Origin of the sequence: Neisseria oralis (assembly GCF_045062685.1) — a bacterium.
Lineage (GTDB): Bacteria > Pseudomonadota > Gammaproteobacteria > Burkholderiales > Neisseriaceae > Neisseria > Neisseria oralis.
The window spans coordinates 372,808-399,336 of sequence record NZ_JBJGEB010000001.1 but is presented as its reverse complement, the minus strand read 5'-3'; the positions used below and the strand labels follow the sequence as shown (position 1 = coordinate 399,336).

At 54.8% G+C, this 26,529-nt stretch carries 29 protein-coding genes and 2 tRNA genes; 17 read left to right on the top strand and 14 right to left on the bottom strand.

Features of this window, described 5'->3' with window-relative positions:
• Nucleotides 1-139: 139 nt before the first annotated feature.
• Both orn and ACI43T_RS01960 read left to right on the top strand, forming a co-directional pair.
• The gene (gene orn / locus ACI43T_RS01965) at nt 140-697 is read left to right on the top strand and encodes an oligoribonuclease (RefSeq protein ID WP_405385379.1); all 558 of its coding nucleotides are present in this window, start codon (nt 140-142) and stop codon (nt 695-697) included.
• Nucleotides 698-738: 41 nt separating this feature from the next.
• Nucleotides 739-1,788, top strand: a complete 1,050-nt coding sequence (locus ACI43T_RS01960; protein WP_405385378.1) for a metallophosphoesterase — start codon at nt 739-741, stop codon at nt 1,786-1,788.
• 101 nt (nt 1,789-1,889) lie between these two features.
• Here the strand turns inward: ACI43T_RS01960 and moaA are convergent, their stop codons facing one another.
• The 4 genes from moaA to ACI43T_RS01940 form a co-directional block, all read right to left on the bottom strand.
• Complete coding sequence (moaA, locus tag ACI43T_RS01955) at nt 1,890-2,864, bottom strand: GTP 3',8-cyclase MoaA (RefSeq protein WP_405385377.1); 975 nt, start codon at nt 2,862-2,864, stop codon at nt 1,890-1,892.
• Between the two features lie 94 nt (nt 2,865-2,958).
• A complete protein-coding gene (locus tag ACI43T_RS01950) occupies nt 2,959-3,282 on the bottom strand; it encodes a rhodanese-like domain-containing protein (protein WP_009174443.1) in 324 nt (107 codons plus the stop codon).
• A gap of 106 nt (nt 3,283-3,388) precedes the next feature.
• Complete coding sequence (locus tag ACI43T_RS01945; protein WP_009174442.1) at nt 3,389-4,045, bottom strand: protein-L-isoaspartate O-methyltransferase family protein; 657 nt, start codon at nt 4,043-4,045, stop codon at nt 3,389-3,391.
• Between the two features lie 89 nt (nt 4,046-4,134).
• Nucleotides 4,135-4,632 carry a GAF domain-containing protein gene (locus ACI43T_RS01940; RefSeq protein ID WP_405385376.1) on the bottom strand — a complete coding sequence of 166 codons (498 nt, stop codon included), beginning with the start codon at nt 4,630-4,632 and terminating at the stop codon, nt 4,135-4,137.
• Between the two features lie 173 nt (nt 4,633-4,805).
• Here ACI43T_RS01940 and tpiA point away from each other — a divergent pair, with 173 nt between their 5' ends.
• The 3 genes from tpiA to ACI43T_RS01925 all read left to right on the top strand — a co-directional run bounded on the left by tpiA (nt 4,806) and on the right by ACI43T_RS01925 (nt 6,049).
• On the top strand, nt 4,806-5,579 hold the full coding sequence (tpiA, locus tag ACI43T_RS01935; protein WP_009174440.1) for a triose-phosphate isomerase: 774 nt from the start codon (nt 4,806-4,808) through the stop codon (nt 5,577-5,579).
• Nucleotides 5,580-5,585: 6 nt separating this feature from the next.
• Complete coding sequence (gene secG, locus ACI43T_RS01930; RefSeq protein WP_308024750.1) at nt 5,586-5,948, top strand: preprotein translocase subunit SecG; 363 nt, start codon at nt 5,586-5,588, stop codon at nt 5,946-5,948.
• A 15-nt stretch (nt 5,949-5,963) separates the two neighbouring features.
• Nucleotides 5,964-6,049, top strand: a tRNA-Leu gene (locus ACI43T_RS01925).
• A 239-nt stretch (nt 6,050-6,288) separates the two neighbouring features.
• Here ACI43T_RS01925 and ACI43T_RS01920 read toward each other — a convergent pair.
• On the bottom strand, nt 6,289-7,161 hold the full coding sequence (locus tag ACI43T_RS01920; RefSeq protein ID WP_405385375.1) for a DNA ligase: 873 nt from the start codon (nt 7,159-7,161) through the stop codon (nt 6,289-6,291).
• Between the two features lie 91 nt (nt 7,162-7,252).
• Between ACI43T_RS01920 and ACI43T_RS01915 the strand changes: the two genes are divergently transcribed.
• The 5 genes from ACI43T_RS01915 (at nt 7,253) to ACI43T_RS01895 (ending at nt 11,341) form a co-directional block, all read left to right on the top strand.
• The gene (locus ACI43T_RS01915) at nt 7,253-7,885 is read left to right on the top strand and encodes an MBL fold metallo-hydrolase (RefSeq protein ID WP_377081409.1); all 633 of its coding nucleotides are present in this window, start codon (nt 7,253-7,255) and stop codon (nt 7,883-7,885) included.
• A 185-nt stretch (nt 7,886-8,070) separates the two neighbouring features.
• Nucleotides 8,071-9,309, top strand: coding sequence for a DUF937 domain-containing protein (locus ACI43T_RS01910; RefSeq protein ID WP_377081407.1), 1,239 nt, complete (start codon nt 8,071-8,073; stop codon nt 9,307-9,309).
• Nucleotides 9,310-9,724: 415 nt separating this feature from the next.
• Nucleotides 9,725-10,237, top strand: a complete 513-nt coding sequence (locus tag ACI43T_RS01905; protein WP_377081405.1) for an outer membrane protein assembly factor BamE — start codon at nt 9,725-9,727, stop codon at nt 10,235-10,237.
• 48 nt (nt 10,238-10,285) lie between these two features.
• A complete protein-coding gene (locus ACI43T_RS01900; protein ID WP_377081414.1) occupies nt 10,286-10,678 on the top strand; it encodes a murein L,D-transpeptidase in 393 nt (130 codons plus the stop codon).
• Nucleotides 10,679-10,816: 138 nt separating this feature from the next.
• Complete coding sequence (locus tag ACI43T_RS01895) at nt 10,817-11,341, top strand: DUF2478 domain-containing protein (protein ID WP_377081403.1); 525 nt, start codon at nt 10,817-10,819, stop codon at nt 11,339-11,341.
• A gap of 66 nt (nt 11,342-11,407) precedes the next feature.
• Here ACI43T_RS01895 and ptsP read toward each other — a convergent pair whose 3' ends face one another.
• The 8 genes from ptsP to tsaB form a co-directional block, all read right to left on the bottom strand.
• On the bottom strand, nt 11,408-13,171 hold the full coding sequence (gene ptsP, locus ACI43T_RS01890; RefSeq protein WP_405385374.1) for a phosphoenolpyruvate--protein phosphotransferase: 1,764 nt from the start codon (nt 13,169-13,171) through the stop codon (nt 11,408-11,410).
• Nucleotides 13,171-13,440, bottom strand: coding sequence for an HPr family phosphocarrier protein (locus tag ACI43T_RS01885; RefSeq protein ID WP_297954688.1), 270 nt, complete (start codon nt 13,438-13,440; stop codon nt 13,171-13,173). Before ACI43T_RS01885 ends, ptsP begins: the two co-directional genes overlap by 1 nt.
• Nucleotides 13,441-13,492: 52 nt before the next feature.
• On the bottom strand, nt 13,493-13,951 hold the full coding sequence (locus ACI43T_RS01880) for a PTS sugar transporter subunit IIA (protein ID WP_297954686.1): 459 nt from the start codon (nt 13,949-13,951) through the stop codon (nt 13,493-13,495).
• 111 nt (nt 13,952-14,062) lie between these two features.
• Nucleotides 14,063-14,626 (bottom strand): hypoxanthine-guanine phosphoribosyltransferase, encoded by a 564-nt coding sequence (locus ACI43T_RS01875; RefSeq protein ID WP_405385373.1) that lies wholly within the window; start codon nt 14,624-14,626, stop codon nt 14,063-14,065.
• A gap of 100 nt (nt 14,627-14,726) precedes the next feature.
• Complete coding sequence (gene rmuC / locus ACI43T_RS01870; RefSeq protein ID WP_405385372.1) at nt 14,727-16,217, bottom strand: DNA recombination protein RmuC; 1,491 nt, start codon at nt 16,215-16,217, stop codon at nt 14,727-14,729.
• 1,025 nt (nt 16,218-17,242) lie between these two features.
• Nucleotides 17,243-18,040: a uracil-DNA glycosylase family protein gene (locus ACI43T_RS01865; protein WP_405385390.1), complete on the bottom strand. Its 798-nt coding sequence runs from the start codon at nt 18,038-18,040 to the stop codon at nt 17,243-17,245.
• Nucleotides 18,040-18,516, bottom strand: coding sequence for a ribosomal protein S18-alanine N-acetyltransferase (gene rimI, locus ACI43T_RS01860; protein ID WP_314764528.1), 477 nt, complete (start codon nt 18,514-18,516; stop codon nt 18,040-18,042). Before rimI ends, ACI43T_RS01865 begins: the two co-directional genes overlap by 1 nt.
• A complete protein-coding gene (gene tsaB, locus ACI43T_RS01855; RefSeq protein ID WP_405385371.1) occupies nt 18,513-19,193 on the bottom strand; it encodes a tRNA (adenosine(37)-N6)-threonylcarbamoyltransferase complex dimerization subunit type 1 TsaB in 681 nt (226 codons plus the stop codon). The genes rimI and tsaB overlap by 4 nt, the downstream gene beginning before the upstream one ends.
• Nucleotides 19,194-19,354: 161 nt before the next feature.
• Here tsaB and gluQRS point away from each other — a divergent pair, with 161 nt between their 5' ends.
• From gluQRS to ACI43T_RS01825, 6 genes are all read left to right on the top strand, one after another.
• A complete protein-coding gene (gene gluQRS, locus ACI43T_RS01850; RefSeq protein ID WP_405385389.1) occupies nt 19,355-20,242 on the top strand; it encodes a tRNA glutamyl-Q(34) synthetase GluQRS in 888 nt (295 codons plus the stop codon).
• A 317-nt stretch (nt 20,243-20,559) separates the two neighbouring features.
• The gene (locus ACI43T_RS01845; RefSeq protein ID WP_009174422.1) at nt 20,560-21,291 is read left to right on the top strand and encodes a LytR/AlgR family response regulator transcription factor; all 732 of its coding nucleotides are present in this window, start codon (nt 20,560-20,562) and stop codon (nt 21,289-21,291) included.
• Nucleotides 21,292-21,384: 93 nt separating this feature from the next.
• Nucleotides 21,385-22,050: a histidine phosphatase family protein gene (locus ACI43T_RS01840; protein ID WP_405385370.1), complete on the top strand. Its 666-nt coding sequence runs from the start codon at nt 21,385-21,387 to the stop codon at nt 22,048-22,050.
• Between the two features lie 463 nt (nt 22,051-22,513).
• Nucleotides 22,514-23,782, top strand: coding sequence for a YadA family autotransporter adhesin (locus tag ACI43T_RS01835; protein ID WP_405385369.1), 1,269 nt, complete (start codon nt 22,514-22,516; stop codon nt 23,780-23,782).
• 55 nt (nt 23,783-23,837) lie between these two features.
• Complete coding sequence (locus ACI43T_RS01830) at nt 23,838-24,302, top strand: outer membrane protein assembly factor BamE (protein ID WP_009174419.1); 465 nt, start codon at nt 23,838-23,840, stop codon at nt 24,300-24,302.
• Nucleotides 24,303-24,425: 123 nt separating this feature from the next.
• Nucleotides 24,426-24,501: transfer RNA gene (locus ACI43T_RS01825), tRNA-Lys, on the top strand.
• Nucleotides 24,502-24,559: 58 nt separating this feature from the next.
• Here the strand turns inward: ACI43T_RS01825 and asd are convergent.
• On the bottom strand, nt 24,560-25,675 hold the full coding sequence (asd, locus tag ACI43T_RS01820; RefSeq protein WP_405385368.1) for an aspartate-semialdehyde dehydrogenase: 1,116 nt from the start codon (nt 25,673-25,675) through the stop codon (nt 24,560-24,562).
• Between the two features lie 149 nt (nt 25,676-25,824).
• Between asd and ACI43T_RS01815 the strand changes: the two genes are divergently transcribed.
• On the top strand, nt 25,825-26,424 hold the full coding sequence (locus ACI43T_RS01815; protein ID WP_405385367.1) for an RDD family protein: 600 nt from the start codon (nt 25,825-25,827) through the stop codon (nt 26,422-26,424).
• Nucleotides 26,425-26,529 lie beyond the last annotated feature (105 nt).

Here is a 26,529-nt window from a genome sequence, read left to right as displayed (position 1 = left end):
GCGCCAAGGTAAAGGGGAAACCGGTTCGGTTGGACAAATGATTGATAAAAGGCCGTCTGAAATTTTTCAGACGGCCTCATGTTTACAAATCCACTATAATACCGCTCATTGTTTTTAAACCGACGAAAGGCCGTCTGAAATGACCCAAAACGCAAGCAACCTCTGCTGGCTCGATATGGAAATGACCGGGCTTGACCCCGAGCGCGAACGCATCATCGAAGTCGCCATGATTATTACCGACTCCGATTTGAACGTCTTGGCGCAGTCCGAAGTTTATGTCGTCCACCAAAGTGACGAACTGCTCGACGGCATGGACGAATGGAACACCGCCACCCACGGCCGCACGGGGCTGACCCAACGCGTGCGCGAATCGCGGCTGTCCGAAGCCGAAGTTGAGCAGAAACTGCTCGACTTTATCGCGCAATGGATTCCCGAAAAAGCCACGCCGATGTGCGGCAATTCCATCCATCAAGACCGCCGCTTCATGGTCAAATACATGCCGTGCCTCGAAGCGTATTTCCACTACCGCAATCTGGACGTATCCACCCTGAAAGAACTCGCCAAACGTTGGAATCCGCCCGTTGCCAAAGGCGTGGTGAAACGCGGTTCGCATCAGGCTTTGGATGACATTCTCGAAAGCATCGAGGAAATGCGTTACTACCGCGAAAACTTCTTGAAACTGCCTGAGGCCGTCTGAAAACACCGTCGGCACACTTTTTCAGACGACCTCCCACCATCATGTCCTATCCATACCGCCAATCACTGCCCGACACGCCGCTGGACATCGTCGGCGACGTTCACGGCGAATTTGCCGCCTTTCAATCGCTGCTGCACCGGCTCGGCTACCGCGACGACGGTTTCCATCCGCGCGGGCGGCGGCTGGTGTTCGTCGGCGATTTGTGCGACCGCGGTCCCGACAGCCCAGCGATGTTGGCATGGTTCAAACAGGCTTACGAACGCGGATGGGCATGGATGGTTTTGGGTAACCACGAACTGAACATCCTTGCCGACGACCCGAAAGACGGCTCCGGCTGGTTTTTCGATGTCCGCGCCGAAAAAGACGCCCATTACGCGCCGTGGCATTGCGTGGAAGAGAAAGAAAAAACCGAATTGCGCGCATGGCTGGCCAAACAGCCGCTGCTGCTGGAGCGCGAAGACCTGCGCATCGTCCACGCCGCCTGGCTGCCGCCGCAAATCGAACGCCTCGAAGAAGCAAAAGGCGAAAGCCTGACCGCACAATACCGCCGCTTCGATGCCGAGTTGAAACACCGCCTTCAGACGGCCTCTTGGTATCCCGACTACCTCTACGAACAGGCGCATTACGCCCCACAGGCGGAAAATCCCGACCATGCGCCGCCGCCCATGCCCGCCACGGCGCGATACGAACTCGAACGCAGCCGCCTGCATCCGATACGCGCCCTCACCAGCGGCGTGGAGCGTTTGGCGGACGAGCCGTTTTATGCCGGAGGACGCTGGCGCGGTACGACCCGTTGCGCGTGGTGGGACGACTACCGCGACGATAAGCCCGTCGTTATCGGCCATTATTGGCGCAGTTGGCAGCCGTCTCCCGCCGCCGTTGCCGCCGAACGGCTGTTGCTGCCGCCGCAGCCGGATGTGTGGCACGGCGCGCGGCGCAACGTGTTCTGTGTCGATTTCTCGATTGGTGCAAGCTGGCGGGCAAGGAAATTCCCGCAGAAATACCGTCCTGAACAGTTCAGGCTGGCGGCGTTGCGCTGGCCGGAGAAGGTGTTGGTGTTTGAAAACGGCGAATGCGCGGCGACGCGTTAGATGCGGATACGGACAGATAAAAGGCCGTCTGAAAAAACGTTTTGAGGTTTTTCAGACGGCCTGAGTCTATTCGGCGGCGGCGTTGTCAAGAACGGAAGCGGTCAGCCGCCGGTCAGTGCCATGACGCGGATGATTTTTTTCGGATTTTCCACAAATTCGTGTTTTTCGGGCTTCAATGCAATCGCGTCGCGGATTTTCTGGTCGAGTTCGGCATCGGTACAGCCGCCGCGCAGAAGGTCGCGCAACGGTACTTTGTCTTCCTGCCCCAGACACAGGTGGATGTTGCCGGTTGCCGACAGCCGCACACGGTTGCAGGTGGCGCAGAAGTGCTGGCTCATCGGCGTAATCAGGCCGAGGGTGAAGCCGCTGCTGCCGTTGTGCCAGTAGCGGGCGGGGCCGCCGCCGATGCGGCCTTCAAACGGGGTCAGGCCGAATTTACGGCGCAGGTCTTCCAATACGGGTTGCAGGTTGACTTTGGCGTGCATCTGGCCGGTCGCCCCCATCGGCATGGCTTCGATGAGGTTGAGGATGAAGCCGTGTTTGATGCAGAACGCGACCATATCGTCCAAATCGGCGTCGTTGATGCCTTTGAGCGGAACCATGTTGATTTTGATGCGCTCGAAACCGGCTTCTTTGGCGGCGGTGATGCCTTCCAGTACCTGCGGCAGGCAGTCGCTGCCGGTGATGCTGGCCACGCAGTCGCGGCGCAGGCTGTCGAGGCTGATATTGAGGCGGCGCACGCCTGCCGAGCGCAGGGCACGGGCCTGTTGGCCGAGGCGGGTGCCGTTGGTGGTCAGGGAAATGTCTTCGACGCCGGGCTGACGGCTGATTTCGGCGGCCAGTTCGGTCAGGCCCTTGCGCAACAGGGGTTCGCCGCCGGTGAGGCGGAAACGTTTGGTACCCAGCCGCGCGAAGGCGGCGGCAACGCGGGCGGTTTCTTCTATGGTCAGCCAGTCTTTCGGCACGGCAAAGCCCTTAAAGCCTTTGGGCAGGCAGTAAGTGCAGCGCAAATCGCAGCGGTCGGTTACGGAAATTCGCAGGTAATCGACGGTGCGGCCGAATGGGTCTGTCAACATAGTGTGTTTGATTTGTCTTTAGGAATTATGCATTTAATCTTACAGGCCGTCTGAAAGGATGGCAAATGGAAAAACCTTGGGCCTTTTGTGCCCTTTAATAACGCGCCATATTCTCATCTATCTGCGCCGCCCATGCGTCGATGCCGCCCTGAAGGTTGTAGAGTGTTTCGAAGCCGGCGTCGGCCAGATACATGGCGGTGTGCAGGCTGCGGATGCCGTGGTGGCAATACACGACAATCGGCAGGCCGTCGGGCAGTTCGTTGCTGCGCAGCGGAATCAGGTTCATCGGGATGTGGACGGAATCGGGTAGGGTGCAGACGGCGGTTTCTTCGTCGGTACGCACGTCAAGCAGCAGAAAGGCTTTGCCGTCCTGCCGCCAGCGTTGCAGTTCGGCAGGGGAGAGTTGGGGGATGTGCATGTGTTTGGATTCCGTGTGTCGTTATAGTTGCGGAGAGGCCGTCTGAAAACGGGTTTGTGTTTTGCCAAACCGCGTTTTCAGACGGCCTTCGGAAGCGGACGGCCGATTAAAAGTCAAAATCGCCGAACGGTTTGTCTGCTTTATCGCTCAGGCCCGCCGCCAGTGTGTCGAACATCACTTTTTCGCGGAATACGCCGCCGTCGCGGGTAATCAGCAAGGCGCGCTGTACCGGCTTGCCGCCGACGATGACCGCCATGCGGCCGCCGTCTTTAAGCTGCCGTTTCAGCGTTTCGGGCACTCGGCCGACGCTGCCGCCGACATAAACCGCGTCAAACGGCGCACCTTCGGTTTCCTGTGCCAGGGCGTCGTTGCAGACGTAGCGGACATTGCCGCAGCCGATGCCGTCCAGCACTGTTTTGGCCGCCTCAAGCTGCGCGGCGTCGATGTCGGCGGTAACGACTTCTCCCGCCAGCGCCGCCAGCAGCGCTGTGGCGTAACCGGAACCCGTGCCGATTTCCAATACCTTGTCCTGCTTGGTCAGTTTCAAACCCTGCACCAGACGCGCCACGACTTTCGGCTCGAGCATTTTGCCGCCGTTGGGCAGCGGCAGCTCTTTGTCGGCATAGGCCAAACCTTGAAATCCGGCTCCGACGAATTTTTCGCGCGGAATGTCCCCCAGCGCGTCGAGAACGTCGAAATCCAACACGTCCCACGGGCGGATTTGCTGTTCTACCATATTGAAACGTGCTTTTTCAAAATCCATGTTGCGCTCCGTTGAGATTTATATACAGATACGGCTGTGATTATAGTGCTTTCGGTACGCCGCCGCTATCTTTCAGACGGCCCCGGCGCTCAAATATCCCGTTCGTACAGCCTGCCGACGAGTTCCGCCAGTTGGTTCAGGTAACGGGCGTCGGTTTCGTCAAACTGCGCCAAACGGTCGCTGTCGGCGTCGAGCACGCCGAAACAACGGCGGTTGCGGTCGAACAGCGGTATCACGATTTCCGACTGCGATAAGGACGAGCAGGCAATATGGTCGGGATGGCGGTTGACGTCTTCCACCACCACCGCTTTGCCGCCCGCCCAAGCCTGTCCGCACACCCCGCGGCCGTAAGGAATGCGCGTGCAGGCCGCCGGCCCCTGAAACGGCCCCAACACCAATTCGTTGCTTGCCCGTTCCACCAAGTAAAACCCCACCCAGAACCAGCCGAACGCCTCTTTCAAAACGGCGGCGATATTGGCCAGATTGGCCGTAAAACACGGTTCGCCGTCGGTCAGGCTTTCGATTTGCGGCAGGATTTCCCGATAAACAGAAGTTTTGTCCGAAGACGCAATACGGATGGTGTGCATGACGGCCCCACAAATTAAATAACAAATTACCGACATTATATTCCATCCGGCGGCAGGCCGTCTGAAACCCGCTTTCAGACGGCATCGAAACACGGTCGGGCAAGGCAGGTTGCGAATCATGTCCATATGAACTACACTTCCCTACACAAAACCGCAATATGGAGCACTTAAAGATGGATCACGACAACGGAATGTGGGAACAGAAATGGGTTATCGGCAACTGGAAAATGAACGGGCGCCTGCAAAACAATAACGCATTGATGCACCGCTTCCGCATCCTTCCGACCGCCGAACGCGTACTCATCGGGTTGGCCGCCCCCACCGTTTACCTGCTGCAACTGCACAACGCCATGCAGATAGTGTTGAGCAACCGCATCCTGACCTGCGCCCAAGACGTCAGCCGATTCCCCAACAACGGCGCCTACACCGGCGAAGTTTCCGCAGAAATGCTCGCCGACATCGGTACCGACATCGTCTTAATCGGCCACTCCGAACGCAGCCTGTATTTCGGCGAAAAAAACGAAATCCACCGTCAGAAAATGGAAAATGTCCTCAATGTCGGCCTGATACCTTTGTTATGCGTCGGCGAGAGCCTTGACGAGCGCGAAGCGGGCAGGGAAAAAGAAATCATCGCCCATCAGCTCTCCATTCTGAAAGGACTGAACACCGGACATATCGCCGTCGCCTACGAACCCGTGTGGGCCATCGGTACGGGCAAAGTCGCCACGGTGGAACAAATCGCCGCCATGCACGCATTTATCTATCAGGAAATCTTGTCATTGTGCGGCAGCGATGTTAAAATCCGCGTTCTTTACGGTGGAAGCGTGAAAGCCGAAAACGCGGCAGATATTTTCGCCGTACCTTATGTCGACGGCGCACTGGTGGGCGGAGCTTCATTATCCTATGACTCGTTTACCGCCATCATCAATGCCGCGCAAGCCTCGTAGAGAATTATGGAAGCCTTTAAAACCGTTATCTGGATTATAAACATCATTTCCGCCTTGGCCGTCATCGTGCTGGTATTGCTGCAACACGGCAAAGGCGCGGACGCGGGAGCGACTTTCGGGTCGGGCACCGGCAGCGCGCAGGGGGTGTTCGGTTCCGGCGGCAACGCCAACTTTCTAAGCCATGCAACCGCCATCGCCGCCACGTTCTTTTTCGCCACCTGTATGGCGATGGTTTATATCCACTCGAATACGACCCGTCACGGTTTGGATTTCAGTAACGTAAAACAGAGCCTGCCGGCCAAAACGCAGCAGGTTCCGGCAAACGGCGGCAAGACGGACACCGTACCCGCCGCACCCAAACAGCAGTAAAGAAAAAAGAATTTAGCCGACATGGTGGAATTGGTAGACACGCTATCTTGAGGGGGTAGTGGCCGTAGGCTGTGCGAGTTCAAATCTCGCTGTCGGCACCAAATAACAAATCAAAGCATAAACAAGAAAACATAAATAAAACATATGTGTGCCAACTGATGCACCGTTTTACTTATTTGAAGAAAAAAAACAGTCCTGACGAATCAGGACTGTTTTTTTATATCCAAGCGTTTGAATAACGGGTAAAGGACGGTGCGCAGGCCGTCTGAAAACGTTTTCAGACGGCCTGAATCTTCAAAATAAGCAGATAGGCGCCGGTTTTTACTTTAATCGGGCGGGGCTACCGGCTGTCTTGGCGGATTCTGACAAAGGTGGCAAACCGCGGCGTTCCTTTTTGAGTAAAGCCGCGGTAGCGGTAGGTGATGGTGCTGCCGACAGGAGGGGGATTATCGCGGTCTTGATCTTTGAAACCGCTGCCGATACGAAATTCCCCATATTGGTTTTTACAGCCGACTGCGCCCAGTCTGCCCGCGTTCTTCCCTTTGCCTTCGTAGTGCTGCGTTACGGTACACTCGGCGTCGTGTCGGCTTTTAAGTTTTAAAAGCTGGCTGCTGCGGCCTGCGGCGTAAGGATGGTTCGGATTGCGCAACATGACGCCTTCCCCGCCTTGCGCTTCGATTTCTTTCAGGAAGGTTTGAGCGTGGGCGCGGTCGCGGGCGGGAATTTGGCGTATGACGACGATGGGGGCTTCGGGGTGGGTTTCCAGCCAGCTTTGCAGTACGGCGAGGCGTTGGTAAAGGTTGCCTGCGGCTTTGGGCACGTCGAAAACATGGAGTTTGATACCGCGCCAGTCGCTTTTGTCCGAACGGACGGCGGCGGAAATCTGCTCGAAACGGCCGCGCGAAGTGTAAAGTTCGCCGTCTATCGGATAGGGTGGGAAATTGCGCGTATAGCCTGCTGGGATTTCCAATGTTGCCTGCACGCGCTCGTTCAGTGGGAAATTGCGCGTATAGCCTGCTGGCGGGGTAAACGGATGTCCTTGCCGGCTGATAAGCCGTTTGCCGTCCCAATAGGCGCGCACGCCGTCGAGTTTTTCGCTCATGGCCCAGCCGGCTATTTCTTGGTTTTTATATTCTTGGGCAAGCAGCAATCCTGATGCGGAAGCGGGAAGGGAGATGCACAATGCGGTACAAATGGGTATGATGATTTTCATTGATATTTTATATATATTGCGGAATAGTTGTTAAAGTTATAAATATTAGCATAACAATATGCCGTCTGAAATTGAAATAAGGAACCGAACTATGGCTTTACAATTTGAAATTCTGGCGGTAACGCCATTTCGCCAGAACTGTACCCTGTTGTGGGATGACGAAACCCGCGAGGCGGTGTTGACCGATATGGGCGGCGATGTGCCGTTTGTTCTGAACGAAGTGGCCGCCCGCAGGCTGGATGTGAAGGAAATCTGGCTGACGCACGGCCATCTCGACCATGCGGGCGGGGTGGTGGAATTTTTGTCACACAAAGATGTACCGGTTGTCGGGCCGCATCGGGATGACGAATTCCTGCTGGATTCGCTGCTGGATATTACCGCGCAATACGGTTTCCCCGTATCGCCTCCGTTTAAACCGACCCGCTGGCTGGAAGAAGGCGATGTATTGAATGTGGGCCGGTACCGGTTCGCCGTATTGCATATTCCCGGCCATACGCCCGGGCAGGTGGTGTTTTACTGCGCGCAGGCAGGACTGCTGGTGGCGGGAGACGTGCTGTTTTACGAAAGCATAGGCCGCACCGATTTCCCGCGCGGCAATCATGCCGATTTGATTGACAATATCCGTCGCAAACTGCTGGTGTTGCCGGATGACACACAGGTCATCGCGGGACACGGCAGGATGACGACCATCGGTCATGAAAAACGGCACAATCCGTTTCTGTAAGCCTTTCAGACGGCCTGCCGTTGTTGTTTTCCGCCATAAATGCCGTTTGGTACGGCTGCGTAAAAAAGGATAAAGCCAATAGATTTACGTTCGACCATAGGAACTATCTATTAACTTATCCATACTAATCCGCAGGTAAGGTATTTTTACTATTTATTTTTAACAATCATGAAGGAATAACAACAATGGCTTTTGATTTAGGCAATTTGCTGCAAAGTCAGCTTGGTGATGTATTGGGCGGTTTTCTGGCTTCTTCGGGCGAACCCGCTGAAAGCAGTACGAAAGCCGCCGGACTGGCACTGCCTGCCGTAGTGGCGGGTTTGTTGAAACACATCGGCGCCAATCCGTCCAATGCGTCGGGTGTACTGGATTTGCTGACCGGTACGTCAGGCAGCATATTAGACGGTGCGGTGGCGAAGGCTTCTTCGGCAGAAGGTGTCGGCGGACTGCTGGAAACGGGCAAGAAACTGCTGCCCGAACTGTTGGGTGGCAATGCGGCAAATGTTGCCGACCGGATTTCGCAGGAAAGCGGCGTATCCAAAGCAGCGTCCGGTTCGCTGCTGGCGTTGTCGCTGCCGTTGGTGTTGTCGGTATTGCGCGGCAAAGCGAAGGATAACAACTTGCAGGGCAGCCAGATTTTGGGATTGCTGGGCCAACAGCAAGGCTGGCTGTCGCAGGCGCTGAGCAGCGACATGCTTTCCGCATTGGGTATCGGCAGCCTGAGCGGGCTGTTCGGCAGTTTGTCCGGACTGGCCGGCAACTTCGGTTCCGCCACGGCGGCCGGAACCGCTGCCGTAGCGGGTGCGACGGCAGCAGCCAAGAAGGGCGGTTTCGGCAAATGGATTATTCTGGGTATTGCCGCACTGGCCGCCCTGTTTGCGTTCAAGAGCTGCAACACCAGCGGCGGACATGCTCCGACCGAAACGGCCGCATCGGCGGCAGAGGCTTCCGAACCGGAAGACGGCGCCGTGTCGGCGGTCGAAAAATCGGCTCCCGTGATGCCGACTTCCGCCGTTTTGGACGAACATGAAAACGAGCCTGCCGCCGCATCCGAGGTGGCTGCCTCTCCGGTTTCCGCGCCCGCAGCCGACACATCGCAGGTCGTGATGGACGGCGGCGTGGCCAAATTCTTCTTCGCCACCGGCAAGAACGATGTGGCCGAAGGTGCGGAACAGGTCGTGGCCGATTTGATTGAAGCCGGTAAGGACGGCAAGAAACTGGTCATCAGCGGTTTTGCCGACAGTACCGGCAATGCGGCCTCCAATCAGGAATTGTCGAAAAAACGCGCCCAAGCGGTGCAGGCGTTTTTTGAAGCGCACGGCGTGAAAGCCGGAAACATTGAGCTGCGCAAACCGAAAAGCACCACTGGCGCGGAGGGCAATGATGCCGAAGGCCGCCGCGTAGAGGTGAAAGTCGAAGGTTGAAAGGCTGCCCAGGGCGAAGCGGCAAAAACCGCCTTGGCCCGTAAGTCGGCTTGCCCTCAGGCCCGCCGACTCGAAAAAACCGGAAAGGCCGTCTGAAAACGCCGTGCGGGCATGTTTTCAGACGGCCTTTGACGAAACAGACCGCAACACAATACGTTTCCTTCCTTTTTGAAAATGGCATAAAAATTGCATGTAATACAGCAGCCAAAGCTGCCAATCCGCAAACATGCCGCCGGAAATCCCTGCCGAAACAAGCGGTAAGGACGGTTGTCGGATATTTTCCGATACGGATAATCACGGTCAATACATTGAAACAGGCGATTGGTATTGGATTAAATTGTTACAAAGTGCCGATAAATGTCAGTCCGACAGGCCGTCTGAAAGCACGGTCGGGAGCCAGAAAGGAATCAAAAACATGAAGTTGAAACAAATCGTCAAAACCGGATTGCCCCTGCTTGCAGCCTGCCTGCTGGCCGCGTGTGCCACCAAAAGCAAAATTACAGCCGACGGCACGACCGACTCGCCGGTATTTCCCAAACCGTATTCGCTGACGTTCGACAAAGACCGCGGCACGTTTCCGACTTACGACGAGCTGGAACAGATGCGCCCGGGCCTGACCAAAGACGATATTTATAAAATCCTGGGCCGCCCGCATTACGACGAAGGTATGTTCGGCGTGCGCGAATGGGATTACCTGTTCCACTTCCATACGCCCGGGGTGGAAGCCGACCCGGCCAACAAATCCGGAGTTGACGGTATTACCACCTGTCAGTATAAAGTGGTATTCGATAAACACAAATTCGCCCGCAGCTTCTATTGGAATCCCGTGTTTCCCGAAGATGCGGTCTGCCCGCCCCCCGCTCCGAAGGCCGAGCCTCAAGTCATCATCCGCGAGGTGGAGCCGACGCGCAGCAAGATACGACAGTAATTGAGAATGTTGAGAAAAGCAGTTTTGTGCGCCCTGATGCTGGCCGGTATGAACGCTTTTGCCGTGTCTGGCGAAAACATCAAAGACTACATGAGCAAGCGCAAAGTCATCGTAAACACCTCGAAAGCCGAACTCTGCTTTGCCGACGAGAAAAAATGCCATCCCGTATTAATTGGCAAGACCACGCCGAAGGGTACGTTCAGCATGAATATCTACAAAACCGACAAAGCAGGTTACGGCGGCGACGTTATCGGATTCAAACAGGAAAAAGATTTCCTGTTTGCCCTGCACCGCGTTTGGACGCTCAAACCTTCCGAACGGCGCATGGAACGCATCGCCTCTCCGGTGGTGTCCGACCGCATCATCACCAACGGCTGCATCAACGTAACCAACGATGTGTACAACAAACTGAAAACGTATTTTGTTTTGGAAGTGATTTGAGGCCGTCTGAAAGGCGGAAAACGGATTGCGGCGGCAGTCCGTTTTTTTTATTTGCCTTTTCGGGGCGGGCGCATCTAAACTGTCGTTTCGGGCCGGTTTGCCGGCGCTCGATACTGTTTGAACGGAAAGGAAAAAAACATGGCCACGCCGATTGCAGCATTAATCTACCGCGGGGAAGGCGACGACGAACTGCGCACGTTGTGGCAGGCCGTCGGGCAGTTGCACGACTGGGGGTTCAGCATCAAGGGCTTGCTGAACAAAACCGATGCGCAGGGCGGCAAAATGCGTGACCGCGTCTGCTCACTGACCGACAGCCGCGAATACGCGATTATGTACGACGGCGGCTGCACCGAAGATACCTGCAAACTCGACCCGCGCGGGCTGGCGGCTTCTTCCGAGGTTATCCGTGAAGCACTACAAAGTCCGCCCGATATTTTGGTGTTCAACAAATTCGGCCATGCCGAGAGCGAAGGCAGCGGGCTGATTGACGAATACGCGCAGGCGGTGGCGGCGGGGATTCCGGTTATTTCGCTGTTGCAGGACAAATACCTGCCGCAATGGCGCGAATTTACCGACGGTATGGGAACGGAGTTGGAAAACGGCCTGCAAGGCGTGCTGGATTGGGCGCAGGCCCAGAAAGGGCGGCAGGATGCCGCAGAGTAAAGACGAAGCGTAACGACAGGCCGTCTGAAAATGGTTTTTCAGACAGCCTGTCGTTTGGGAAACGGCTTACTGCGCGGTTTCTACGGCCACCGAGATGCTGTTTAGGGCTTTGAGCAGTTTTTCCGATTTTTCGGGGTCATCGTTGCGCAGCAGTTTGGCGGTTTCGTGTCTGAGCCGTTCCGTATCGCTGTGCAGCACGATGTTTTTCACCGCCAGCAGGTTGTTGGGATTCATGGAGAAGCGGCGCAGCCCCATGCCGAGCAGGATGCGGGTGAACGCGGTATCGCCGGCCATTTCGCCGCAGATGGACACGCTTTTCTTCACGCGGTTGGCGGTGCGGATGATGTGCTGGATGGTTTTCAACACGGCGGGATGGTCGGGCTGGTAGAGGTGGCTGACGCTGTCGTCGCCGCGGTCGACCGACAAAACGTATTGGATCAGGTCGTTGGTGCCGATGGAAATAAAGTCTATCAGTTTCAGGATGCTGCCGACGGTCATGGCGGCGGACGGGATTTCTATCATGCAGCCGACGTTGACCGTGCCGAAGGTTTCGCCGCGCTCGACAAGCTGGCGTTGGGCGGTGTCGAGGTGGATGAGGCACTGGCGCACTTCGGACACGGAGGTAATCATCGGCCACATCATGCGCACGGTGCCGTGAACGGCGGCGCGGAGGATGGCGCGCATTTGGGTGCGGAACATGACCGGTTCGGCGAGGCACAGGCGGATGCCGGTGAGTCCGAGTGCGGGGTTGAGGCTGCCGTTGGGCGTGGTGTTCTGACCGAACCAGCGGGGGTTTTTGTCAACGCCCAAGTCGACGGTGCGGAAGGTAACGCTTTTGCCTTTCATTTTTTTCACAATCGCGCTGTACACTTCGTACTGCTCGTCTTCAGACGGCATGGTGTCGCGGTTGAGATAGAGAAATTCGCTGCGGAAGAGGCCTACGCCGTCTGCGCCGAAGTTGTGCAGGGCTTTGATGTCTTCGGCGGATTCGATGTTGGCCAGAAGTTCGATGCTGACGCCGTCGGCGGTGGTGGCGGCGGTTTTTTTGAGTTTGTTGAGTTCGCGCTTGTGGTTGCGGTATTCGCGGGCGAGGCGGCGGTATTCGTTGAGGACGACTTCGTCCGGCTCGATGATGAGGACGCCGTTGATGCCGTCGACAATGACGGTTTCGTTTTCGGTGATGAGCTTGCGGGCGTTGTGCAGGCCGATGACGGAAGGGATGTCGAGGCTGCGGCCGAGGATGGCGGTGTGGCTGGTGGGGCCGCCGGCGTCGGTAACGAATGCGGTGATTTTTTGTTCTTTGAATAACACCGTGTCGGCGGGCGAGAGGTCGTGGGCAATCAGGATGGTGTCTTCAAACAAGCCTTCGTTCAGGTTTAAGTCGTTGCTTTGGCCGACGAGGTTGTTGTGGATGCGGCGGACGACTTGCAGCATGTCTTGTTTGCGTTCGCGCAGGTAGTCGTCTTCGATGTTGTCGAACTGGGCGGCGAGTTTGTCGCTTTGCTGTTTCAACGCCCATTCGGCGTTGATTTTTTGTTCTTTTAAAATATCGACGGGTTCGCGCGAAAGGGTCACGTCGGTCAACAGCATGAGGTGCAGCGAGATGAATGCGCCCAATTCGGTCGGGGCGTTTTCGGGAATCGCGCTGCGCAGTTGTTCCAATTCTTTGCGCGTGGCTTTGATGGCGGCGTCGAAACGGGCGGCTTCGGCGTCGATGAGGTCGTCTGAAACGTCGTATTGCGGCACTTCCGCCGTGCCGCGCGTAATCAGGTGGGCGTGTCCGACGGCGATACCTTTGCCCGCCGCGACACCGTGCAGCACGATGCTCATTATTCGCCCTCGCCGAAGTAGTCGTTGATTAAATCAGTCAGTGCCTGCATGGCCGCCGCTTCGTCGGCGCCGTCGGTTTCCAGCTCGATGACCGTGCCTTTTGCCGCCGCGAGCATCATTAGGCCCATGATGCTTTTGCCGTTGACGCGGCTGCCGTCTTTAGTAACCCAGACTTCGCATTTGAACTGAGACGCGGTTTGGGTGAATTTGCTGGAAGCGCGGGCGTGCAGTCCGAGTTTGTTGATGATTTCGACGGATTGTTTCAGCATTCTGTTCCTTTCAGACGGCCTGATGTGTGTGTTCGGGTGGTGTGGGCGGAAGTTACGACGATTTGGAAACGTCTTCGATGCGTTCGGACGATTTTTTGCAAACCAAGCCTTCCGGTTCGGCGGTAATGGCGAAAATCCCCCTCACGGCGGCTTCTTTCACCATGTCGGTAAAGGCATTCAGGTGTTCTGCGGCGGGGGAGTGCTGAATGGCTTTAATCAGCATCGGCGCGTTCAGGCCGGTCAGGATGGCGGATTTGTCCGCCCGCACCATCCTGCGCGCGGCGTTGCACGGCGTTGCGCCGAAGATGTCGGTCATAATCAGCACGCCGTGGTTTTCAGGAAATTCCTGAAGTTTCGCAATCGCGTCGTTGATAATGTCGTCTTGGTCTTCGTCGGGCTGTACGCCGAGGATGTGGATGTTTTCCGGCGTGCCGTGCGGGAAGAAATGCTGCGCCAAGCTGCGGTAGGCTTCGCCTATGGATTCGTGGGTAATGATGAGTAAACCTATCATGGCCGTTCCTAAGGTATTTGTTACTTTATATAAAGGGATATGGTTGCGGTTTGCAGGGAAACAAGGCCGTCTGAAAAGACTTTGGGACGGCCTGCGTCATGATGGTTCGGTTCAGTCCTGATTCAGCGCGTAAATCTCGCCCAGATTGCGCCAGCAGCCCGCCGCGTCCATGCCGTAGCCGAAGACGTAGCGGTTGGGTACGTCCAGCCCGACATAATCGGCTTTGGTCGGTTTTTCTTTGCCAATCAGTTTGTTGGCGAACACGGCCGCGCGACAGCTTGCCGCCCCCATTTCGCGCAGCTTTTCCTGAATCGCCGCCATCGTGTGGCCTTCGTCCAAAATGTCGTCCAACACGACCACATGGCGGTTTTTGATTTGTTCGGGGTCGGGCATACGCTTCCAGTTGAACGTGCCGCCCGCCAGTTTGTCGCCGTAACGCGAAACATGAATGTAATCGAAGTCCAGCGGGAAGCGCAGCAGCGGCAGCAGTTGGCCGGTGAATACGACCGCCCCGCCCATCACCGGCAGCAGCAGCGGATATTCGCCGCTCAAATCGCGCGTGATTTCGTCGGCTATCCGTTGCAGTGCGGCGCGGCATTGGTCTTGGTCGAACAGCAGTTCGGCGCGGTCGAGCATGGTTTGGGTGTGTCGGCGTTTGGTTGCTAAGTCGGTCATAGTGTGTGCGCAGTGTGTGAGGTTGTAAGGAAAAGTAATTATAAACCAATCGTAAGAGGCCGTCTGAAAACCTTGTCCGGTTTTCAGACGGCCTCTTCTTTCAATCTGTGTCCGTGTCGGGCAGGGAGGCGGTTTGCGAATTTTCCACCAGGTTTTTGTCCAACCGCTTGCCGGCCTTAACGCCCAAGGCGCGCAGTTTTTCGGCGCGGCTGACGAGGTTGCCTTTCCCCTGCGAGAGCTGTTTGCAGGCGGCTTGGAACTGGCTTTGCGCTTGGGCCATGTTTTTGCCGACACCCTCCAGCGTTTGGACGAAACCGACGAATTTGTCGTAGAGCCTGCCGCCTTCTTCCGCAATGGCGAGGGCGTTTTGGTTTTGCTGCTCGTTGCGCCAGAGGTTGGCGACAGTGCGCAGGGTGGCCAGCAGCGTACTCGGGCCTGCCAGCATGATGCGTTTGTCGAAACATTCTTGGAAGAGGCCGGCATCGTGTTGCAGGGCGAGCAGATAGGCGGGTTCGACGGGGACGAACATAAACACGAAGTCCAACGTGTTGACACCTTCCAAATCGGTATAGTCTTTCTGCGACAGGTTTCTGACATGGGCGCGGATGCTGGCGATGTGGGCGGCGAGTTCGCGCTCGGCGGTTTCGGCGTCGGCGGCTTGGGTGTGGCGGACGTAGGCGGTCAGCGAGACTTTGGAATCGATGACGATTTGTTTGCCTTCGGGCAGGTGGACGAGGACGTCGGGCTGGAGGCGGCGGGTGCGTCCGTCTTCTTCCTGCCGGACGGAGGCGGCTTGGACGGTGTATTCGCGCCCTTTTTGCAGACCGGAATGTTCTAAAACGCTTTCTAAAATCATCTCGCCCCAGTTGCCTTGGGTTTTGTTTTGCGTGCCGGTGAGCGCGTCGGTGAGGGCTTTGGCGTCGCCGTGCAGTTGGGTGTTGAGGGTTTGCAGGCGTTTGAGTTCGTTTTCGAGGGTCAGTCGTTGGCGGGATTCTTTTTCATAGGTTTGCTGCACGAGTTCGCCGAAGCCGTGGATGCGTTCGTTGAGCGGGGTGAGGATTTGGTTCAACTGGTCGCGGTTTTGTTCGGTGAAGCGGCGGCTTTTTTCTTCCAGTATCGTGTTGGCAAGGTTTTGAAACTGCTCGCCCAAACTTTGGCGGGCTTCGGTGAGGAGCTTGAGTTTTTCGTCGGCGGCGAGGCGCTCCTGCTCGAGTCGGGTGTGGAGGCGTTCGTTGTTCACTTGCAGGGTTTGCGCGGCCTGCTGCAAATCGGCGTAATCTTGTTTCAGACGGCCTGCCTCGGCTTCACGCTCTTGCAGATAGGCGATTTGGCGTTCGGCGGCGGCGAAGCGGTTGCCCAGTTCCTGCAATTCGATTTGCAAATCCTGAATATGGCGGCGGCTGTCGGCCAAGGCTTCTTCGGCAGTTTCCTGCGCTTGGCGGGCGAAGCGGTATTGCTGGGTACGTTCGGCAAGCTGTTGTTCCAGCAGGTGCCGCCGCCGCTGGGAACGCATTTGCACGATAAGCCAAGCAATCAGGGCGCCGAGCAGGGCGGCACACGCGGCGACAATGGGCAGGGAGGGAAAGTTCATAACACAGGCCGTCTGAAAACATTGGACGGCAGACTATATCATGTTTTAGACGGTCTTTTTACCGCCGCAAAGGCCGCCGATTGTGGCGGCACGGGCGTTCAAACCGCCGAACGGGCAGTGCCGTCGAGAGGATTGTGGAAAACGGGAAAAGTTGTTTAATCATATCTTTTTGTATTTAATGACTATTTTGCATTGCTGAAAGAATTGATGTGTAATTGCAACGGGACAACCGCAGTTGAAACGCGGTTGTTACCTCGTTTGTAATTTGTATGTAGTCAAGACATCGGTGTCATGAGTTTGGACATCGGTGTCATTTACAAATACAAAAATTATTTATCAATTTCATTAAATTGCAGATATTTTAATAATTTAATTTTACATTAAATGTATTTAATTTAACTATTAAGGCGGTAAGATGTGCCCCGTCGACAACAGCGCGACAGTCGGATTCGACCGATTTGTTATTTAACAACATTAATTTCAGTATCAAGGAACCCAAATGAAACATTGGATTGCTTTTGCTGCTGCTTCTTTGGCCGGTATGTCGGGCGTAGCCGTTTCAGCCGCCGTCGCAGCGCGCAATATTTCCGCCGCTTCAAAATAATTTGAAAAGAAACGAACCACACTAAGAGAGTAAAAACACAATATGAAAGAAATCATTAAATTTGCCGCAGCCGCCTTAATCGGTATGTCGGGCGTTAATGCCGGTACCCGCAGCGTGGCGGAAAACATAAAAAACGCTTCCCGATAATCCCCACCGCTGATCATTGTTGGAAATCCGTACCGCGCCGCCTCAACCGGCCGGTACGGTGCGAATAGAAAAAGAAAGGTACACAATGAACGATTTGATCAAACTTGCCGCCGCTTCCCTGATCGGTATGTCCGGTCTGGCCGTAAGCGCGACGACAGTTGCCCAAAACATGGCCGATGCCGCCAAATAATCCGAATACAAACTGCTTTGATGATGTAAAGGCCGTCTGAATTTTTCAGACGGCCTTTTTCCGTTTCGGGCGGTGCGGCGGGGATTACCGCCCCAGCAGCCGCTTCAGCTTTTTCAGTTCCGCCCATGCCCGGGCTTTGAATTGCGGCTGGCGCAACAGGCGGGCGGGGTGCGGTATGACGAAGAAGGGCAGGTCGCCGCACAGTTGCGCCATGTCTTTTGCCAGTTCGGGCTTTTCAAAATCCTGTCCCAGAAACAAAACGGCCTTGGCCTGCGATTGCGCCAGCTCGGTGCGGACATGCGGCAGCTCCCCGCTGATTCGGGCGTTATCGGGACGATCGCCGGAGATGGGGGCGGTTTTTATCCAACTGGTTTTGTAAGCCTGATGGGCTTGCAGTCCGACAGCGGCGAGCATCTTGTCGAGCAGCACGCCGGCGGCACCGCTGAAAAGATGTCCGGCCAGACAGTCTTCGGTGGACGGGCAGATGCTGATAACCATGATTTCAGACGGCCTGACCGAAGTTTCGATACGCGGCAGGCCGTCTGAAAAAACGGCGGCGGGCGTCGGTGCGGCCGGCAGGGCGGATTCCACACGCATTTTGGCTACGGGTGCGGTTTCAGGCGAACCTTCGGCTTGGAAGGGCGCGGCGGCCGGCGGGGCTTCCGTTTGCGAACCGACGGCGGCCATCGCCGCCATCCGCGCCCGACGGCCCGATGCGGCGGCTTGTACCGCCTGCGCCACCGGTTTGGCGGCGGACGGCGGTACGGCATCTTTACTTTTGACCGGTGCAGTTTCAGACGGCCTGAAAACGGCATCTTTGTTCAGCCACATCGGGCCTAGGCCCAAGGCTTCGTGCAAATGGAGATAACGGCTGCTCAACATCATGGTTTCGGAATTTCTGCGGTTTCGGAATCAGACGGGCCGCGCGTCATCAGCACGGCGTCTTCGTACCCGCCTTCGGGCAGGGGATAATAATTTTTGCGCCGTCCGCATTCGGCGAAACCGAATTTGCGGTACAGGTTTTGCGCGGCGGAGTTGCCCGCACGTACTTCCAAGAACAGCCGTTCCGCGTGTTCTGAAAAGGCCGTCTGAAACCATTGCGCCAACAACTGCGCCGCCACGCCCTGCCTGCGGTAAGGCGGGTCGGTGGCGACGAGGTGGAGTTCGGATTCTCCGCACACGCTCTGCCAGACGATGAAGCCCGCCGTCTTCCCGCCGCATTCGGCAATCAGGACGGTGGTAAAACGTTCGTCCAGCGCGGAGCGGAACTGGTTTTCCGACCACGGCGACGGGTTGCTCCGGCTGTCGGCGGCGGCAAGATCGGCGCAATCGGCGGCGGTGGCGGCGCGGATAATCACGGCGCGGCCTTCCGCTCGGCCTGTTCTCTGGCGGTCAGGGCGATTTTGTCGCGCACATAAAGCAGCGCCGCCTGCGCCGCATCCGTGGCGGGATAACGGCCTGTCGCCGCCAAATCCAAATAGTCGGCGGCGGTCGGCATCCGCGGACTGCCCGCAAAAGGCGGCTTGTCGGCCAGCGCGAAAGCATTGCCGATGCCGTCTGAACACTCGGTGCAGGCGGTCGGCAGGGCGATTTCCGCCGCCTTGCCGACATGGTAGCCGCTCAGGCGGCGGTGGGCAGCGGTGTCGAACCAGGCGTAGAATACTTCGCCCATCCGCGCGTCGGTCGCAGCCAAGACGCACGGCCGGCCGGGCAGCCGGTAAGCCGCAGCGTCCAGACACGGCACGCCGATAAGCGGTGTGGCAAACGGTGCGGCCAGGCCTTGTGCCACGCCGATGCCGATGCGCAGGCCGGTAAATGCGCCCGGCCCTTGGGCATAAACGATGGCGCCCAAATCGGCCGCACCGATGCCCGCTTCGGCGAAAAGTTCGCCGGTTTGCGGCAAAATCAGTTCGGATTGCCGGTTGCCGACTTCATTGTGGCGGACAAGCGTCCTGCCGTTGGCGCGCAGGGCGAGCGACAGGAATGAGGTGCTGGTGTCGATGGCGAGGACGGGTAGGTTAAAATCGGCTTGCATGGCGGGTTTCGGTTGCTGGTTTCAGACGGCATTATAGCATTGTCGCATCGGATGCCCGATAATACCAAGCCGCCGGAGGCCGTCGTTTTTGCCGTATGGAGAGGCCGTCTGAAACGGCCGGACGGCGGTTCGGGCAGGAAATTTTAGAGAAGGTTCGAATGATGTATATAGGACGTTTCGCCCCCAGTCCGACGGGCTTGCTGCACATCGGTTCGTTGCTGACCGCGGTCGCTTCCTACGCCGATGCGCGCAGCCGCGGCGGAAAGTGGCTGGTGCGCATGGAGGATTTGGATCCTCCGCGCGAAATGGCGGGTGCCGCGGAACATATCCTGCGCACGCTGGAGGCGTTCGGCTTCGAATGGGACGGCGCGGTGGCATACCAAAGCCGACGGTATGCAATCTATGAAGCGGCATTAGGCCGTCTGAAAGACGAAGGGCTGGTGTATCCGTGTTATTGCAGCCGGAAAGACTGGCAGGCGGCGGCTTCGGCCGGGGCGGACGGGTTTGTTTACAGCGGCCGTTGCCGCAATCCGGCGGACAGGCCGTCTGAAACGGGCAAACAGCCCGCATGGCGCATCCGCGTTCCCGACGAAACCGTCGGTTTCGATGATGAAGTCGTCGGACATTATGCGCAGAATCTGGCGCGCGACATCGGCGATTTCGTACTGCTGCGGGCAGACGGCTACTGGGCATACCAGCTTGCCGTGGTCGCCGACGACGCCGAGCAGGGTGTAACGCATGTCGTCCGCGGACAAGACTTGCTGGTTTCGACCCCGCGTCAGATTTTCCTGCAACGCTGTCTGGGTTTCGAAACGCCGCATTACGCGCATTTGCCGCTGCTGGTCAACAGTGCGGGGCAGAAGTGGTCGAAACAGACACTGGCTCCCGCCTTGGATACGGCGCAGTGCGATACGCTGCTGCGGCAGGTCATGGGCTATCTCAACCTTCCTCCCGCCCCGGATACGGACCGCCCGCGCGATTTATTGGATTGGGCGGCGGAAAATTGGCATATGGCCGCCGTTCCCGCCGCCGCAGTCTGTACGGAATGATTTGCGGATATACGACAAAAAGACACAAAACTTCCGTATATGCCGTTTGGTTTCAGACGGCCTCCCGTGTTTGAACGGATAACCCGCCCCCTCGGGCGGAATACCGGTTGTCGCTTTGCGCGCGTTATCCTGCCTGCCCAAACAGATGCCGTCTGAAATTCCGACGGCATGGCGATAGAATGTTTAGGTAATATAGAAACCCTCTTGTCGGGATAATTAGCGGAAAGCCCTATTGATATACAGTTTTATTGCAGATATTATAGGCGCACAAACAATTTCCCGCATAATCATCAATTAAAATAAAGAGTGCGCAAAATATGCCGAGTGCCATTATTGTAGAAGACGAAGTGCTTGCCGCCGAGCGCCTAAGGGTGTTATTGGAAGAATGCAACGTTGTTTTACTGAAAACCTTCCACCACGCGCAACCCGCGCTGGATTGGTTGAGCGTGCATGAAACCGACATCGTGTTCGCCGACATCGGCCTGCCCGAAATCACCGGCTTGGAGCTGGTGGAACGCATCAAACGGGTCGCCAAACGCCAGCCCGAAGTGATTTTTACCACCGCATATGAAGAACATGCGCTGCGGGCGTTTGAACTGGCAGCCGTGGATTACCTGCTCAAACCGATACGGATGACCCGCCTGCAGGTTGCACTTGACCGCGTCAGCGAAAAATACAAAGAAAAAGCGGACGATTTCACCCATTTCAGAGTATTCAGCCGTGACCGCATGATTGAAATCCCGTGGCAGCAGGCGCGTTACTTGATGGCGGAACACAAAACCGTCTATCTGATTACCGGCGACGGCCAAAGTTATGAATTGCCGAAAACGTTGGTGTATTGGGAAGAATTGCTGGGCGAAAAAGTCATTCGCATCCACCGCAACGCACTGGTGTTCCGCCATACCCTCGACTGCCTGATCCGTCTGGACGATGAAGAAGACGAAAGCAACGCAAGTTGGGCGGCAAGAGTCTTAGACATCGAAAAACCGCTTCCCGTCAGCCGCCGCCAGCTGGCTGCAATCCGCAAAATTCTGCGAGGTGTCGTGTAATCCTTTCAAACCAAACCCTGCCTGTCGGCAGGGTTTCTGTTTTTGGAAAAAAGAAACAAAGGCCGTCTGAAACAAAATATTGGAGAAAAAAGAATGTCATTGGAAGTTTATTTGGTGCGCCACGGAAAAACAGTCTTCAATACCACCGGCAGGGTGCAAGGCTGGAGTGATTCCCCTTTGATGCCGGAAGGTGTGGTCGTGGCGGAAAAGTTAGGGCGCGCACTGGCAGGGAAAATTGATTTTGACGCCGCATTCAGCAGTACCAGCCCTCGGGCCGTCGATACGGCCAAGCTGATTCTGGCGTCGAAGGGACAGAATGATTTGCCGTTGATACAAATCAACGAATTGAAGGAATACTGTTTCGGCAGTTTCGAAGGAGACTTGGCGGAAAATGTCCATCATATGATTGCACAAACGCGCGGATTTGCAGATACCAAATCGTGGCTGAAAGCCTACCGTCACGGAGAGCACAATATGCTTGCCGAAAGCATCAGCGAACTTGATCCGCTCGGTTTGGCGGAAACAGAAGCTCAGTTTGTAAAACGCTTGAAAAAAGGGTTGGAAATCTTAGTCGAACAGTCTCCCGAAAGCGGGAAAGTGTTGCTGGTTTCGCACGGAATGTCGATTACAGGAATATTAAAAAGTATAGATCCCGCTTCCAGCCTGTATAAAAGTGTCAAAAATGCGACAGTCTCAAGGCTGGTATTCAATGGAGAAGGTTGGAAAATTATGAGTATAGGCGAACAAATAAATGAATAAAAAGTGAAACCGGAAATAATGCCGACAGTTTTTTACATAGTCAAAAGCTAATCGTTTTGTAAATCCGATTACTTTGAAGTATACATAATGGATGATATGGAAATTATTTGAAAATAAATGAAATGAAATTGTCTGTTTATTGTAAAGATAATAACTGTTAGTGTTTGAAATGCAATTAATATTATGAAACATAGAGTATCACCCGATAAAAAAATAAAACAAATATTGGGTGTCCATCTACTTATAATAAAGTTGAGTAAGGATATGTGCAGTCAGTATTAATTTTGAATTGATTAATTGCTAAACGGCACGATCGTTAAACAAATATATTTCTCTATATCTGCAAAAGATGACGTTTGATTATCTAGTGCTATTTTGCGTGGATGAAGTTCTTATGTCAATAGAATAGTGAAAATATATTTATTGATAGATTTCAAATGTGTTTCGCATCAGGGAGATTAACATGAATCACAAGAAACAGGCCGTTTTCAAATCCGGCAAAAATGTAGTTGCATCATTATTAACTGCCGGTGTTGTGTTGGCCGGTACTGCTTACGCGGCCGATCATTATATTTCAATTAATGATGGTGCCGTTGCGGCCGATAGCCGTGGTAATTACAAAAATGACGGTGCGACAGGCCGTAACAGTACCGCTATCGGCGTTGATGCTTCTGCAAAGAATCAAGGTGCAACCGCCATTGGTGCCGCAACTTCCGCTACCAATAACGCCGCCATCAGTATCGGTACTTATTCTAATGCCAGCGGTGTTTCTTCTACCGCTATCGGCCAAGGTACATTAGCAAGCGCCAATGCCGCAACGGCTATCGGCCGTCAGGCGAATGCCAGCGGTAAAGGCAGCACAGCCATCGGTTCTGCTTCGAAAGCAAGCGGTCCCGCTGCTATTGCATTTGGTTCCGGAACTTCTGCGTCGGGAACCAATTCGACTGCATTAGGCCAAGGTGCCCAGTCGTCCGGTATTAACTCTTCCGCGGTAGGTACTAAAGCGAATGCTTCAGGTCTCGGTTCGTCTGCCTTCGGTTCCGGCTCGGTAGCTTCTGGCAAATATGCAAGCGCTTACGGTACTGGTTCAAATGCCAGCGGAGATGCTTCGGTTGCAGTTGGTTTGCAGTCTAAAGCAAGCGGCAAAGGTGCAGTAGCGATTGGCCGTAATGCAGTGGCAAGTGATGAATATTCAGTTGCGTTGGGTGCGAACTCTACCACATCGGCGCCAGTCGGTACGACAAATGCGACAGTCGGCGGCGTAAATTATGGTGGTTTTGCGGGTACTGCTCCCGTTGCGACCGTCAGCGTAGGCAAAAAGGATTCCGAACGTACGATTACCAATGTTGCGGCAGGCCGTGTTACTTCCGACAGCACAGATGCCATCAACGGCAGCCAGTTATATTCGGTGGCAACCCAGGTCAGCAACAATACCAATGCAATCAACCAACTCAACAACCGTCATGCTAATTTGGATAAACGATTGGATGATGTAGAAGACGATTTGCGTGCCGGTATCGCAGGTGCAACCGCTATCGGCTTCCTGCAACGTCCTAACGAAGCCGGTAAGAGTATTGTGTCTGCCGCGGTGGGTGGTTTCCGTGACCAACAGGCTGTTGCAGTTGGTTATGCACATAATTCCGATAACAACAAATGGTCTATCAAAACCGGCGTATCTGTGAATACCAAGAAAGACGTCAACTGGGGCGGCAGCGTCGGTTACCAATGGTAAGACGTGCCTGTTTCAGACGGCCTAAGTTAAAGAATTATGCAATAAAGGAAAAATCATGAAATTATCTACTTTTGTATTGCCTGTAATCGCAGCATTCGCATTGGCGGCTTGCGGTAATTTGAGTAAAGTAACCAAAGAAGGTACGACCGACAATCCCGTATGGCCGAACCCTGAAAAAACCAGTTTTCGCCATAGCGGCACTCAAAACGGTTCTTGGCCAAATTGGGATAATGTTCGTCAGATTGAAGCCGGCATGAATAAAGATCAGATTTACCAATTAATCGGTCGCCCGCATTTCCGCGAAGGTTTGTACGGCGTGCGTGAATGGGATTATCTGTTCAACTACCGTGAAGACGGCGAACTCAAGACTTGCCAGTATAAAATCTTGTTTGATAAAAACCAAAACGCACAATCATTCTACTGGTTGCCTGAAGGTTGTGGTCCTAAAAAACCTGAGCCTGTACGTGAAGTGATTGTTCGTGAGGTTGCACCGGCTCCGGCAGCCCGTATCCGTCAGTAATATTTGACAAATGCTGTAAGTAAAAGGCCGTCTGAAAACCGTATCATTAATATTTCAGACGGCCTCTATTGATACAGTGTTCTTGACAAAACAAGGTAGAATCCGTATAGTACGCGACTTATCGGGTCGTTAGCTCAGTCGGTAGAGCAGCGGACTTTTAATCCGTTGGTCGAGCGTTCGAATCGCTCACGACCCACCAGTTTCCACAAAAAAAGCCAAGTCATCATGACTTGGCTTTTTTATTCTTTAAAGCGGAATTACAAACTGCCCAACACGATGCGCAACACGCGGCGCAGGGGTTCGGCTGCGCCCCACAACAGCTGGTCGCCGACGGTGAACGCGCTGATGTATTCGCCGCCCATGCCTAATTTGCGGATACGTCCGACGGGGACGGATAGCGTGCCGGTTACTTTGGCGGGCGTCAGCTCGTGGATGCTGGCTTCTTTTTCATTGGGGATAACTTTCACCCAGTCGTTCGCGCCTGCCAAAATCGCTTCGATTTCAGAAACGGGCAGGTCTTTTTTCAGTTTCAGGGTGATGGCTTGGCTGTGGCAGCGCATAGAACCGATGCGGACGCACAAACCGTCAATCACGGTCGGATTGTCGCTGCGGCCGAGGATTTTGTTGGTTTCCACGCCGCCTTTCCATTCTTCTTTGGACTGGCCGTTGCCCAAATCCACGTCAATCCACGGAATCAGGCTGCCGGCGAGCGGTACGCCGAAGTTGGCTTTCGGATAGTCTTCGCTGCGCAGGAAATCGGACACTTTGCGGTCGATGTCGAGAATTGCGCTGGAAGGATCGGCAAGCTCGTCCGCCACTTTGGCGTGAATCGCGCCCATGCCACTGATGAGTTCGCGCATGTTTTTCGCGCCCGCGCCGGATGCGGCTTGGTAGGTCATGCTGGTCGCCCATTCGACCAAATCGTTTTGGAACAGACCGCCCAGCGCCATCAGCATCAGGGAAACGGTGCAGTTGCCGCCGATGTAGTTTTTCACGCCGTTTTTAAGGCCGTTGTCGATGACGTTGCGGTTGACAGGGTCGAGGACGATAATCGCGTCGTCTTTCATGCGCAGGGAGGATGCCGCGTCAATCCAGTAGCCGTTCCAGCCGCTGTCGCGCAGGGGTTGGAACACGGATTTGGTGTAATCGCCGCCTTGGCAGGTCACGATGATGTCCATTTTCGCCAGCTCGGCAACGTCGTTCGCGTCCAATAATGTTTTAGCCGCCTGACCAAAATCAGGTGCCGCGCCGCCGACGCTGGAAGTGGTGAAGAAGAACGCTTCGGGAATGTGGGCGAAGTCGTTTTCTTCTTTCATACGCTGCATCAAAACCGAACCGACCATGCCGCGCCAGCCGACGAAACCTACTTTCATTACAGTTGCTCCTAAGGAAATTGTTAACAATAGATTGTGAAAATACAAAGAGCGTTTTAACGCCGCCCGGAGAAATTGTAAAGGCTTTTGTTGAATTTTTTTGAAATTACCTGCAAGATTGGAATCGTTAGACGCTTAAAGGAAAGATTATGAATTTTGAAAAATTTGATTTGTTAAACCAGAACGAAGTCGAAGTTACTATTGCCAGTGCGGGCAGCCGCATGGCTGCATATTTAATTAACATTATTTTCGGCGTGATTGCATTTAGCCCATTTTTTATAGTCGTCAAGAGTTTGGAGGTAAAAACCGGTGGATTCAAACAAATGGCTGCCTTGGAAGGTTTCTGGCAGGATATGGGGTGGCTGATGTTACTTGGGCTGCTTGTTGTGGTGCTTTACATTATCGTGCAAATTTATTTTATGAGCCGTGATGGGCAATCGTTGGGTAAAAAGATAATGGGCATCCGTGTGCTGAAAACAGACGGACGAAATCCCGGGTTTGTCGGTGCGGTCCTGATGCGCGAGGTGCTTTATAATCTGATTGTTGCATTGGTTGCTGTTGCTATCGGAAAATTAGGTCAGTTGGCAACGGGTAGCGAGAATGTTGGTGTAAAGATGGAACAAATTGTCAGTTGGGGGGCTTTTATCGTTTGTGTTGTAATGCTATTTCAAACGAAAATCGACCGAAGGACGTTGTCTGATTATTTGGCAGATACGGTTGTGGTTAAGTTGCCGAAGCGGCAACGGTAGAGAATTTTATGGATAGTTTTTTATATTCATTTTGTAAAATAACCCGATAAAAATTGGCCGAAACTGAATGTTTATCAGTTTCGGCCAATTTTTATATATCCGACG

Excerpts from the sequence above, each read along its gene's own strand:
- orn (WP_405385379.1), top strand. The coding sequence starts at position 140 with ATGACCCAAAACGCAAGCAACCTCTGCTGGCTCGATATGGAAATGACC.
- ACI43T_RS01960 (WP_405385378.1), top strand. The coding sequence starts at position 739 with ATGTCCTATCCATACCGCCAATCACTGCCCGACACGCCGCTGGACATC.
- moaA (WP_405385377.1), bottom strand. The coding sequence starts at position 2,864 with ATGTTGACAGACCCATTCGGCCGCACCGTCGATTACCTGCGAATTTCC.
- ACI43T_RS01950 (WP_009174443.1), bottom strand. The coding sequence starts at position 3,282 with ATGCACATCCCCCAACTCTCCCCTGCCGAACTGCAACGCTGGCGGCAG.
- ACI43T_RS01945 (WP_009174442.1), bottom strand. The coding sequence starts at position 4,045 with ATGGATTTTGAAAAAGCACGTTTCAATATGGTAGAACAGCAAATCCGC.
- ACI43T_RS01940 (WP_405385376.1), bottom strand. The coding sequence starts at position 4,632 with ATGCACACCATCCGTATTGCGTCTTCGGACAAAACTTCTGTTTATCGG.
- tpiA (WP_009174440.1), top strand. The coding sequence starts at position 4,806 with ATGGATCACGACAACGGAATGTGGGAACAGAAATGGGTTATCGGCAAC.
- secG (WP_308024750.1), top strand. The coding sequence starts at position 5,586 with ATGGAAGCCTTTAAAACCGTTATCTGGATTATAAACATCATTTCCGCC.
- ACI43T_RS01920 (WP_405385375.1), bottom strand. The coding sequence starts at position 7,161 with ATGAAAATCATCATACCCATTTGTACCGCATTGTGCATCTCCCTTCCC.
- ACI43T_RS01915 (WP_377081409.1), top strand. The coding sequence starts at position 7,253 with ATGGCTTTACAATTTGAAATTCTGGCGGTAACGCCATTTCGCCAGAAC.
- ACI43T_RS01910 (WP_377081407.1), top strand. The coding sequence starts at position 8,071 with ATGGCTTTTGATTTAGGCAATTTGCTGCAAAGTCAGCTTGGTGATGTA.
- ACI43T_RS01905 (WP_377081405.1), top strand. The coding sequence starts at position 9,725 with ATGAAGTTGAAACAAATCGTCAAAACCGGATTGCCCCTGCTTGCAGCC.
- ACI43T_RS01900 (WP_377081414.1), top strand. The coding sequence starts at position 10,286 with ATGAACGCTTTTGCCGTGTCTGGCGAAAACATCAAAGACTACATGAGC.
- ACI43T_RS01895 (WP_377081403.1), top strand. The coding sequence starts at position 10,817 with ATGGCCACGCCGATTGCAGCATTAATCTACCGCGGGGAAGGCGACGAC.
- ptsP (WP_405385374.1), bottom strand. The coding sequence starts at position 13,171 with ATGAGCATCGTGCTGCACGGTGTCGCGGCGGGCAAAGGTATCGCCGTC.
- ACI43T_RS01885 (WP_297954688.1), bottom strand. The coding sequence starts at position 13,440 with ATGCTGAAACAATCCGTCGAAATCATCAACAAACTCGGACTGCACGCC.
- ACI43T_RS01880 (WP_297954686.1), bottom strand. The coding sequence starts at position 13,951 with ATGATAGGTTTACTCATCATTACCCACGAATCCATAGGCGAAGCCTAC.
- ACI43T_RS01875 (WP_405385373.1), bottom strand. The coding sequence starts at position 14,626 with ATGACCGACTTAGCAACCAAACGCCGACACACCCAAACCATGCTCGAC.
- rmuC (WP_405385372.1), bottom strand. The coding sequence starts at position 16,217 with ATGAACTTTCCCTCCCTGCCCATTGTCGCCGCGTGTGCCGCCCTGCTC.
- ACI43T_RS01865 (WP_405385390.1), bottom strand. The coding sequence starts at position 18,040 with ATGTTGAGCAGCCGTTATCTCCATTTGCACGAAGCCTTGGGCCTAGGC.
- tsaB (WP_405385371.1), bottom strand. The coding sequence starts at position 19,193 with ATGCAAGCCGATTTTAACCTACCCGTCCTCGCCATCGACACCAGCACC.
- gluQRS (WP_405385389.1), top strand. The coding sequence starts at position 19,355 with ATGTATATAGGACGTTTCGCCCCCAGTCCGACGGGCTTGCTGCACATC.
- ACI43T_RS01845 (WP_009174422.1), top strand. The coding sequence starts at position 20,560 with ATGCCGAGTGCCATTATTGTAGAAGACGAAGTGCTTGCCGCCGAGCGC.
- ACI43T_RS01840 (WP_405385370.1), top strand. The coding sequence starts at position 21,385 with ATGTCATTGGAAGTTTATTTGGTGCGCCACGGAAAAACAGTCTTCAAT.
- ACI43T_RS01835 (WP_405385369.1), top strand. The coding sequence starts at position 22,514 with ATGAATCACAAGAAACAGGCCGTTTTCAAATCCGGCAAAAATGTAGTT.
- ACI43T_RS01830 (WP_009174419.1), top strand. The coding sequence starts at position 23,838 with ATGAAATTATCTACTTTTGTATTGCCTGTAATCGCAGCATTCGCATTG.
- asd (WP_405385368.1), bottom strand. The coding sequence starts at position 25,675 with ATGAAAGTAGGTTTCGTCGGCTGGCGCGGCATGGTCGGTTCGGTTTTG.
- ACI43T_RS01815 (WP_405385367.1), top strand. The coding sequence starts at position 25,825 with ATGAATTTTGAAAAATTTGATTTGTTAAACCAGAACGAAGTCGAAGTT.